An 8,191-nucleotide genomic window follows, 5' to 3' on the forward strand; every position below is an offset into this window, starting at 1 on the left:
CGTGCAGGAACCCCCGCCGCCCAACGAACCCGACGCCCCGCCGCCACAGGCCGACCTGATCGCCATGGTGGCGGAACCCGAACCCGTCCTGTCGAACCCGACCGAGGCCCTGCTGGTCCTGCTGCGCCGGCAGGCACTGGCACGCACGCACGGCGGCCCGAACGCCCACCGGCGCGGGGCGGTGGAATGTGACCTCCATCCGGTGCCGGACGAACTGGTCGAGGCCGCGCGCACGCTTGCCCGCGCGCTGGAACGCCTGTCCACGCCGCTGCGCACGCTGGTCAACCGGCTTGGGGAACGGCTGGAGGAAGATGCGGAGACGCTCGACAGCGCATCGCGTGAACGCATGGAGGCCGCGATCCGCGCCATTCGCAAACGCGCGCTGGCGCGGGTGGATGGCTGGGTCGCGATGCTGGGTGCCGTGGGCACGGAACATGCCACCGAACCGGGGCAGGTGCCGCAATATATCGACTTCATCCGCCTTGACCGGCGCGAAGGCCAGAAACCCGGCGAGCGTGACGTGGGGCTGTACCGCCACTGGCTGGACCCGACCATTCCCTTTTCCGCCGTGCTGGCGGCACCGGCGCATGGGCTGCTAGTGACATCGGCGACCCTGCGCGATGAAAACGATACCGAGGATGAGGACGAGGCCGAACGCGCGTGGGAAGCGGCCGAGGCCCGGTCGGGGGCGACGCACCTGCCGATGCCAGCACTCCGCGCCTCGCTCGCCAGTCCGTTCGATTACCGCCGGCAGAGCCGCGCCTTCATCATCACCGATGTCGCCCATGACGATCCGGCTTCGCTGGCCGGGGCCTATCGCACTTTGTTCGAGGCGTCTGGCGGTGGGGGGCTGGGGCTGTTCACGGCGATATCACGATTGCGCGATGTCCATGCGCGGCTTGCCGGACCGCTGGAGACGGCGGGCCTTCCGCTCTATGCGCAGCATGTCGATCCGATGGACAATGCGACGCTGGTGGACATCTTCCGCAGCGAACGCAATTCATGCCTGCTGGGGACGGACGCCATGCGTGACGGCGTGGACGTGCCCGGACAGGCGCTGCGTCTGGTTGTGTTTGAACGGGTGCCGTGGCCGCGTCCCGATATCCTGCATCGCGAACGACGCATCCATCTGTCGGGTGGGGCGCCATCACGCTATGACGACCGCATCGCGCGCCTGCGCCTGCGCCAGGCCTTTGGCCGGCTGATCCGCAGTGAAACGGATCGTGGGGTCTTCGTCCTGCTGGACCGGCGCACCCCGTCGCGCCTTCTGTCCGCGTTCCCGCCGGGGGTCGCGGTCCACCGCATGGGACTGGCCCATGCGGCGCGAGAGATCACGCGGTTCCTTCAAACCGGTGACGGAACGCCAGACGCCCCGCCAGCACCGTGATCCTTCGGCAAGCCCGTGAAGGCTTACAGCGGCTTGAGGTTGCTTGCCGCCGCCTTGCCGCGTTCCATCGTGATGTCGTAGCTGACGGCCTGGTTCTCATCCAGGCCACGCAGGCCCGCGGCCTGCACTGCGGTGATGTGCACGAACACGTCCTTGCCACCATCGTCAGGCATGATGAATCCAAAACCCTTGGTCGCGTTGAACCACTTAACTTTTCCGGTTGCCATAGCCGATATACTCTCCTGCGCCTCTTTGCCGGTCCCAATACCGGGAATTCGGGCTCTCGCCTTTACGGTCATGAAAAAAACAGGGCATCCGGAAAAAACACCCAGTCGGATTTCACGTCGTTCGTGCTGACTATAGGGGCAGCATGAATAGCTGCCCCTTGTCAAATCGCATCTCTAAAAAAATAGTTCACGATGACAAAAAAAGAGGGAAGACGGACATGCCGCCTTCCCTCTTCCTGTCGTCGTGGAGGCCCGGAAATGCAGGGAAAAGGCGGTCCCGGCCGGAAACCGCCCTCCCCTTTTCCCCGGGTCGGGGGATGGATCAGAAATCCATGCCGCCCATGCCACCCATGCCGCCCATTCAGCCTTCCGGCATCGCGGGGGCCTTCTTTTCCGGACGCTCGGCCACCATCGCCTCGGTGGTGATCAGCAGGCCGGCAACCGAAGCCGCATCCTGCAGCGCGGTGCGCACGACCTTCATCGGGTCGATGATGCCTGCCGCGACCAGGTCCTTGTAGGTGCCTTCCTGCGCGTCGAAGCCGAACGCATAGGTTTCGTTCTCCAGCACCTTGCCGGCGATGACCGCACCGTCTTCACCCGCGTTGTGGGCGATCTGGCGCAGCGGGGCCTGCAGGGCCTTGCGGATGATGCCCGCACCGACGCGCTGGTCCTCGTTGTGGAAGTGCAGGTGGCCCAGCGTCGTGGACGCACGCGCCAGCGCCGTGCCGCCACCGGGGACGATGCCTTCCTCAACCGCGGCGCGGGTCGCATGCAGCGCGTCATCGACGCGGTCCTTGCGTTCCTTCACCTCGATCTCGGTCGAACCACCGACGCGGATCACCGCGACGCCACCGGCCAGCTTCGCAAGGCGTTCCTGCAGCTTCTCACGGTCGTAGTCGGAGGTGGTTTCCTCGATCTGCGCACGGATCTGGCTGCAACGGCCCTTGATGGCCTCGCCTTCGCCCGCACCCTCGACGATCGTGGTGTTTTCCTTGTCGATGTGCACCTTCTTCGCGGTGCCCAGCATGTTCAGCGTGACGCTTTCGAGCTTGATGCCCAGGTCTTCGCTGATGACCTGCCCACCGGTCAGGATCGCGATGTCTTCGAGCATCGCCTTGCGACGGTCACCAAAGCCCGGAGCCTTCACCGCGGCGATCTTCAGGCCGCCACGCAGCTTGTTGACCACCAGGGTCGCCAGCGCCTCGCCATCGACGTCCTCGGCGATGATCAGCAGCGGACGGCCCGACTGCACCACCGCTTCGAGCAGCGGCAGCATCGGCTGCAGCGACGACAGCTTCTTTTCGTGGATCAGGATATAGGGGTTGTCCAGATCGACGGTCATCTTTTCCGCATTCGTCACGAAATACGGGGAGATGTAGCCACGATCGAACTGCATGCCCTCGACCACGTCGAGTTCGGTGTGCAGGCCCTTCGCTTCCTCGACGGTGATGACACCCTCGCTGCCGACCTTCTGCATGGCCTGCGAGATCATTTCGCCGATTTCCTTTTCGCCGTTGGCGGAAATCGTGCCGACCTGCGCCGTTTCGGCAGGCGTCGTGATCTTCTTGGTGTTCTTCTTCAGTTCCTCGACAACCGCGCCGACAGCTTTGTCGATGCCGCGCTTGAGGTCCATCGGGTTCATGCCGGCGGCAACAGCCTTGGCACCTTCGCGCACGATCGCCTGCGCCAGCACGGTCGCGGTGGTCGTGCCGTCACCAGCGATGTCGTTGGTCTTGCTGGCGACTTCGCGCACCATCTGCGCGCCCATGTTCTCGAACTTGTCAGCCAGTTCGATTTCCTTGGCAACCGACACACCGTCCTTGGTGATGCGCGGTGCGCCAAAGCTCTTGTCGAGGACGACGTTACGTCCCTTCGGACCCAGTGTTACCTTGACCGCATCGGCCAGGATATCCACGCCACGCAGCATGCGCCGACGTGCTTCATCGCCGAACTTTACGTCCTTGGCAGCCATTTCAGTTTCTCCAGTAGGAAAGGTTATGTATTCGGATCAGATGCAGGTGCGCGAGATCAGGCGACGACGCCCATGATGTCGCTTTCCTTCATGATCAGCAGCTCTTCGCCGTCGATCGTGACTTCGGTGCCGGACCACTTGCCGAACAGCACGCGGTCACCAGCCTTGACGTCGAGGGCGACGATCTGGCCCTGTTCGTTGCGGGCACCCGGCCCGACCGAGATAACCTCGCCTTCCATCGGCTTTTCCTTGGCGGTCTCGGGGATGATGATCCCACCGGCCGTCTTTTCCTCGCTCTTCAGGCGACGGACAACCACGCGGTCATGCAGGGGACGAAATTTCGTCATTGGATGGATCGCTCCATAATCTAAAAAAGGTAACGCCCTTGAATTAAGCAACGCCACCGGTTTGGCGCGCGCGCCAGGCCGCATCGCGTTAGCACTCCCCTCATGAGAGTGCTAAAGAGCAGATAGGAAGACCTCTTTTGGGTGTCAAGGGAAGCCGCAGGATTCACCGCCAAGTTTCCCCTTTCCATGGCCCCTCCCGCATGGCGGCGCAGGAAACTCCCAAAAATATACTTTTATATCAGCGACTTATTTGCGGACCTCGATCCCCTATCCCGGCCCCGCACGGGCTGCATGCGTCCCCTGCGCCGCTGCCCGATTCCCGTGTGCGCCGTCATCACACCCGCGGCACCACATGTGTCAGGAACGGTGATGGATGTGATATAGGTCTGGCATTCACCGATGGCCGCATGGGGTCGTCACATCATGCACGACCAGACCAGAGGGAGACATCATGGGATCCATCATCACCCTGACCGCCACGGACGGGCACAAATTTTCCGCCTATCGCGCGGGGCGCCCGGATGCGCCGCGCGCCGTTGTGGTGGTGCAGGAAATCTTCGGCATCACCCCCTATATCCGCGCCGTCTGCGACCAGTTGGCGTCCGGGGGATACCAGGTCATCGCCCCCGCGATCTTCGACCGGGCGCGCCGCGACGTGATCCTGCCCTATTCCGCCGAGGGGATGAAGGAAGGGCTTGCCCTGCGCGCGCAAACACCGCTGGAAGGCACGCTTCTCGACCTTACCGCCGCGGCCGATGCGCTGACGACGGAAAAGAAGGGGATCATGGGGTTCTGCTGGGGCGGGACGCTGGCGTGGGAGGCGGCCTGCCGCACCACCACCTTCGCCGCGGCCGTGGGCTGGTATGGCGGGGGCATCGCGGCAGAGCGCGCACTGACGCCCAACTGCCCGGTGCAGCTGCATTTCGGGGCGGATGACACGCATATCCCGGCAGGCGACATCGACGCCATCCGCGCCGCGCATGAGGATATCGAGATCTTCGTCTATGAAGGGGCGGACCACGGCTTCGGCTGCACCGACCGCGACAGCTACAACGAAACCGCCGCCACGCTTGCGATGCAGCGCACGCTCAGCTTTTTCGAGCACTGGCTGTAAGAGGAACAAAAGTTTTTGGTGAAGCTTTTTCCAAAAAGCTTCAGGAACGTCGCCTTTCTGAAAAAAGGCGACACCCAAAAACTCTTAAATGATTTCAGTCTTGCCCATCCCCCAAGAAGGGATGGGCACAAGCAGCCTCAGCCGCGCGCGAGCACCCGTCCCGCGATCGCATCCAGCTTCGCCAGCAGGGCGGGATCGCGGCTGTCAGGCGCGGTGATGATGGCATGTTCCAGCGCACGGTCACATCCGGCATGGCACGGGCCACGCGGCTTGCCCAGTTGCGGGATGACCGCACGCACCAGCGCACGCGCCCGGCTGGAATTTTCCTGCATCACCTTGACCACCGCATCGACGGTCACGCTGTCATGGCCATCATGCCAGCAGTCGTAATCGGTCACCATCGCGACGGTGGCGTAGCACATCTCCGCCTCCCGGGCGAGCTTGGCTTCGGGCATGTTGGTCATGCCAACGACCGAGCATCCCCATGAACGATACAGGTTGCTTTCCGCGCGGGTGGAGAACTGCGGCCCTTCCATCACCAGGTACGTGCCGCCGCGCGTCACATCCAGCCCCAGCGCCCGGCACTGCCCTTCCAGCACGTCGCCAATGCGCGGGCACAGCGGGTCGGCCATGCTGACATGGGCGACACAGCCCGTGTCGAAGAACGTCTTTTCGCGCGCGAACGAACGGTCAATGAACTGGTCGATGACCACGAAATGCCCCGGCGGCAGTTCTTCCTTGAGCGATCCCACGGCGGAGAGCGAGACGATGTCCGTCACGCCCGAACGCTTCAGCGCGTCGATATTGGCGCGGTAGTTCAGGCGCGTCGGCGGCAGCGGGTGGCCACGGCCATGGCGCGGTAGGAACACGCAGCGCACGCCATCAAGCCGGCCGAACAGCAACTGGTCCGACGGCTTGCCCCACGGGGTTTCGACCGTGCGCCATTCCTTGTCTTCAAGCCCTTCGATGTCATACAGGCCGGAGCCTCCGATCAGGCCGATGACGGGCTCGATCACATCAGACGGGTGGGCGGGTTCAGTGGACATCGGACCATATTCTCCGTTTCAGACAAAAGGTAAGCACAAGCAGGACCAGCAGGAACACGATGACACGCACGCCCGTGCGGTGGCGTTCCTCCAGATGGGGATGGGCCGCCCACGTCAGGAACGTGACGACATCATCGGCCTGCTGTGCCGCGGTGGGGGCCGTGCCGTCGGCATAGGTCACGCCGCCATCATGCAGCGGCGGCGGCATGGCGATCAGCCCGTTGACGGCATAGGGGTTGTAGAAGCTGCCAGCCGGGACCTGCGTGCCCGGCGGCGGGGCCTGCCCGTATCCCAGCAGCAGCGCGCGCATGCGATCCGCCCCACCGGGATAGACCATCTCCAGCCGTGACTGGTCGGGCGGGCGGGCGCCATTGTTGGCCGCCGCAGCAATGGCGGGGGAGGCATAGGGCGAACGCAGGTGGTCATCGGCGGTGGCCGGACGCTTTGCCGGCCTGCCCGCCGCATCCACGCCCGCGGGCACCTGGTGCGCATGGGCAATGCGACGCACCTGCTCCTCCGTCAGGCCCATGCCGCCCAGATCGCCATAGGTCAGCGCCGTCATGCCGTGGCAGGCGGAACAGACATGGTCATAGACGACGTAGCCGCGCTGCACCGCCGCCATGTCGAACGTACCCAGCGGCCCGGTAAAGCTCCATGAATGGGGCGGGACCGGGGTTGCGGACTGCGCATGCGCGAAACCGGCATGCCCCATGGCGGCGCCCGACAGCATGAGGCCGGCGGCAGCGGCGCGAAGGGCGCGCGGGGACAGGCCCGGCATGGCGGCAAGGGAGGGGAACAACCGTCTCATCCGGGGTCAGGCTTCGTTACAGGCAGGGAAAGGCAGCATCTTCGTCCGGTCATGTCCGTATCGGCACCGGGCAGGAACCCGCGTGTTCATCTGGCGCCGAACATACCCGCCGCCGTTGCCTTTTCCTAGCGGCGGCACGACCTGTCTTGCAATCGAAAGGACAAACAGGCACCCATACCCGTTCACGGACCCAGAGCTGAAGCCAGACCTGAAGAAAATGACCCAGAAGACCAACGCCCGCCCGCCCCTTGCCCACGACGCCATGAAGGAGGCGGCCCGCACATGGTTCGAAAGCCTGCGCGACCGTATCTGCGCCGCCTTTGAACAGATCGAGGACGAGGCCGCGCGCGACAATGCCCCCACGCTCGACGGGCGCAGCGCGCCGGGGCGTTTCGAACGCACGCCATGGAACCGTGGCACGAACGAGGACGGCTCCCCCGGTGGGGGTGGCGTCATCAGCCTGATGCGCGGGCGGGTGTTCGAAAAGGTGGGGGTCAATGTCTCCACCGTGTCGGGCATGTTCAGCCCGGAATTCCGCCACACCATCCCCGGCGCGTCCGAAGACCCGCGCTTTTTCGCAACCGGCATCAGCCTTGTTGCGCATATGTGCAGCCCGCTGGTGCCTGCCGCGCATTTCAACACCCGCATGATCGTCACGACCGAGGGCTGGTTCGGCGGTGGCGGCGACATCACGCCGATGTTCCCCGACAGTGCGGAGGCCATTGCCGACGCCCGGCGTTTCCATGACGGGTTCCGCACGGCCTGCGAAAAGCACGATCCCGAATATTACCCGCGCTTTCGCGACTGGTGCGACAGGTATTTCCACCTGCCCCACCGCAACGAGCCGCGCGGGCTTGGCGGCATTTTCTATGACCGCCTGCACAGTGGCGACGCCAATGCGGACTTCGCCTTCACCCGCGACGTGGGGCTTGGCTTCCTCGAAACCTATCCCGACATCGTGCGTGGCCGTATGATGGAACGCTGGACCCCAGCCCAGCGCGAGGCGCAGCTGGTCCGGCGCGGGCGGTATGTGGAGTTCAACCTGCTGCATGACCGCGGCACCCTGTTCGGCCTGAAAACCGGCGGGAATACCGAAGCCATCCTGATGAGCCTTCCCCCGGAGGTGCGCTGGCCCTAAATTGGCCGCATGGCTGCCGCAATGCGCGGCCAGCATCCCGTTCCCAACCCGATGACGTGGAGTAGCCACAACTTGTCCCCACCCCCACCCGATGACCCATCATCCCCATGCCCCGTCCGGCGCAGACGGCCGGGCGGGGCATGGGGATGATG

The 8,191-nt window shown here is 64.5% G+C and carries 8 protein-coding genes; 3 read left to right on the top strand and 5 right to left on the bottom strand.

The window, feature by feature from the left end; genetic code table 11:
• A partial coding sequence (locus KMAL_RS15360; protein WP_275403679.1) for a helicase C-terminal domain-containing protein occupies positions 1-1,387 on the top strand: 1,387 nt, incomplete at its 5' end.
• 23 nt (positions 1,388-1,410) lie between these two features.
• Here the strand turns inward: KMAL_RS15360 and KMAL_RS15365 are convergent.
• The 3 genes from KMAL_RS15365 to KMAL_RS15375 all read right to left on the bottom strand — a co-directional run bounded on the left by KMAL_RS15365 (position 1,411) and on the right by KMAL_RS15375 (position 3,933).
• A complete protein-coding gene (locus KMAL_RS15365) occupies positions 1,411-1,614 on the bottom strand; it encodes a cold-shock protein (protein WP_003618203.1) in 204 nt (67 codons plus the stop codon).
• 361 nt (positions 1,615-1,975) lie between these two features.
• Complete coding sequence (gene groL, locus KMAL_RS15370) at positions 1,976-3,586, bottom strand: chaperonin GroEL (protein ID WP_110096382.1); 1,611 nt, start codon at positions 3,584-3,586, stop codon at positions 1,976-1,978.
• A 56-nt stretch (positions 3,587-3,642) separates the two neighbouring features.
• Positions 3,643-3,933: a co-chaperone GroES gene (locus tag KMAL_RS15375; protein WP_110096383.1), complete on the bottom strand. Its 291-nt coding sequence runs from the start codon at positions 3,931-3,933 to the stop codon at positions 3,643-3,645.
• A gap of 451 nt (positions 3,934-4,384) precedes the next feature.
• Between KMAL_RS15375 and KMAL_RS15380 the strand changes: the two genes are divergently transcribed.
• Positions 4,385-5,047: a dienelactone hydrolase family protein gene (locus KMAL_RS15380; protein ID WP_110096384.1), complete on the top strand. Its 663-nt coding sequence runs from the start codon at positions 4,385-4,387 to the stop codon at positions 5,045-5,047.
• Between the two features lie 137 nt (positions 5,048-5,184).
• On the opposite strand, the gene KMAL_RS15385 is transcribed toward KMAL_RS15380, so the two are convergent.
• Both KMAL_RS15385 and KMAL_RS15390 read right to left on the bottom strand, forming a co-directional pair.
• A complete protein-coding gene (locus KMAL_RS15385; RefSeq protein WP_110096385.1) occupies positions 5,185-6,093 on the bottom strand; it encodes an S-methyl-5'-thioadenosine phosphorylase in 909 nt (302 codons plus the stop codon).
• Entirely contained in the window at positions 6,083-6,805 is a 723-nt protein-coding gene (locus tag KMAL_RS15390) for a cytochrome c1 (RefSeq protein WP_338043509.1), read from the bottom strand. The genes KMAL_RS15385 and KMAL_RS15390 overlap by 11 nt, the downstream gene beginning before the upstream one ends.
• Before the next feature lie 313 nt (positions 6,806-7,118).
• Between KMAL_RS15390 and hemF the strand changes: the two genes are divergently transcribed.
• Complete coding sequence (hemF, locus tag KMAL_RS15395; protein ID WP_110096386.1) at positions 7,119-8,039, top strand: oxygen-dependent coproporphyrinogen oxidase; 921 nt, start codon at positions 7,119-7,121, stop codon at positions 8,037-8,039.
• Positions 8,040-8,191: the final 152 nt, after the last annotated feature.

Source organism: Novacetimonas maltaceti (genome assembly GCF_002906255.1).
GTDB classification, from domain to species: Bacteria; Pseudomonadota; Alphaproteobacteria; order Acetobacterales; family Acetobacteraceae; genus Novacetimonas; species Novacetimonas maltaceti.

What these genes read in the sequence shown, in the direction of transcription:
- KMAL_RS15365 (WP_003618203.1), bottom strand. Translation starts at nt 1,614, where the DNA reads ATGGCAACCGGAAAAGTTAAGTGGTTCAACGCGACCAAGGGTTTTGGA.
- groL (WP_110096382.1), bottom strand. Translation starts at nt 3,586, where the DNA reads ATGGCTGCCAAGGACGTAAAGTTCGGCGATGAAGCACGTCGGCGCATG.
- KMAL_RS15375 (WP_110096383.1), bottom strand. Translation starts at nt 3,933, where the DNA reads ATGACGAAATTTCGTCCCCTGCATGACCGCGTGGTTGTCCGTCGCCTG.
- KMAL_RS15380 (WP_110096384.1), top strand. Translation starts at nt 4,385, where the DNA reads ATGGGATCCATCATCACCCTGACCGCCACGGACGGGCACAAATTTTCC.
- KMAL_RS15385 (WP_110096385.1), bottom strand. Translation starts at nt 6,093, where the DNA reads ATGTCCACTGAACCCGCCCACCCGTCTGATGTGATCGAGCCCGTCATC.
- KMAL_RS15390 (WP_338043509.1), bottom strand. Translation starts at nt 6,805, where the DNA reads ATGGGGCATGCCGGTTTCGCGCATGCGCAGTCCGCAACCCCGGTCCCG.
- hemF (WP_110096386.1), top strand. Translation starts at nt 7,119, where the DNA reads ATGACCCAGAAGACCAACGCCCGCCCGCCCCTTGCCCACGACGCCATG.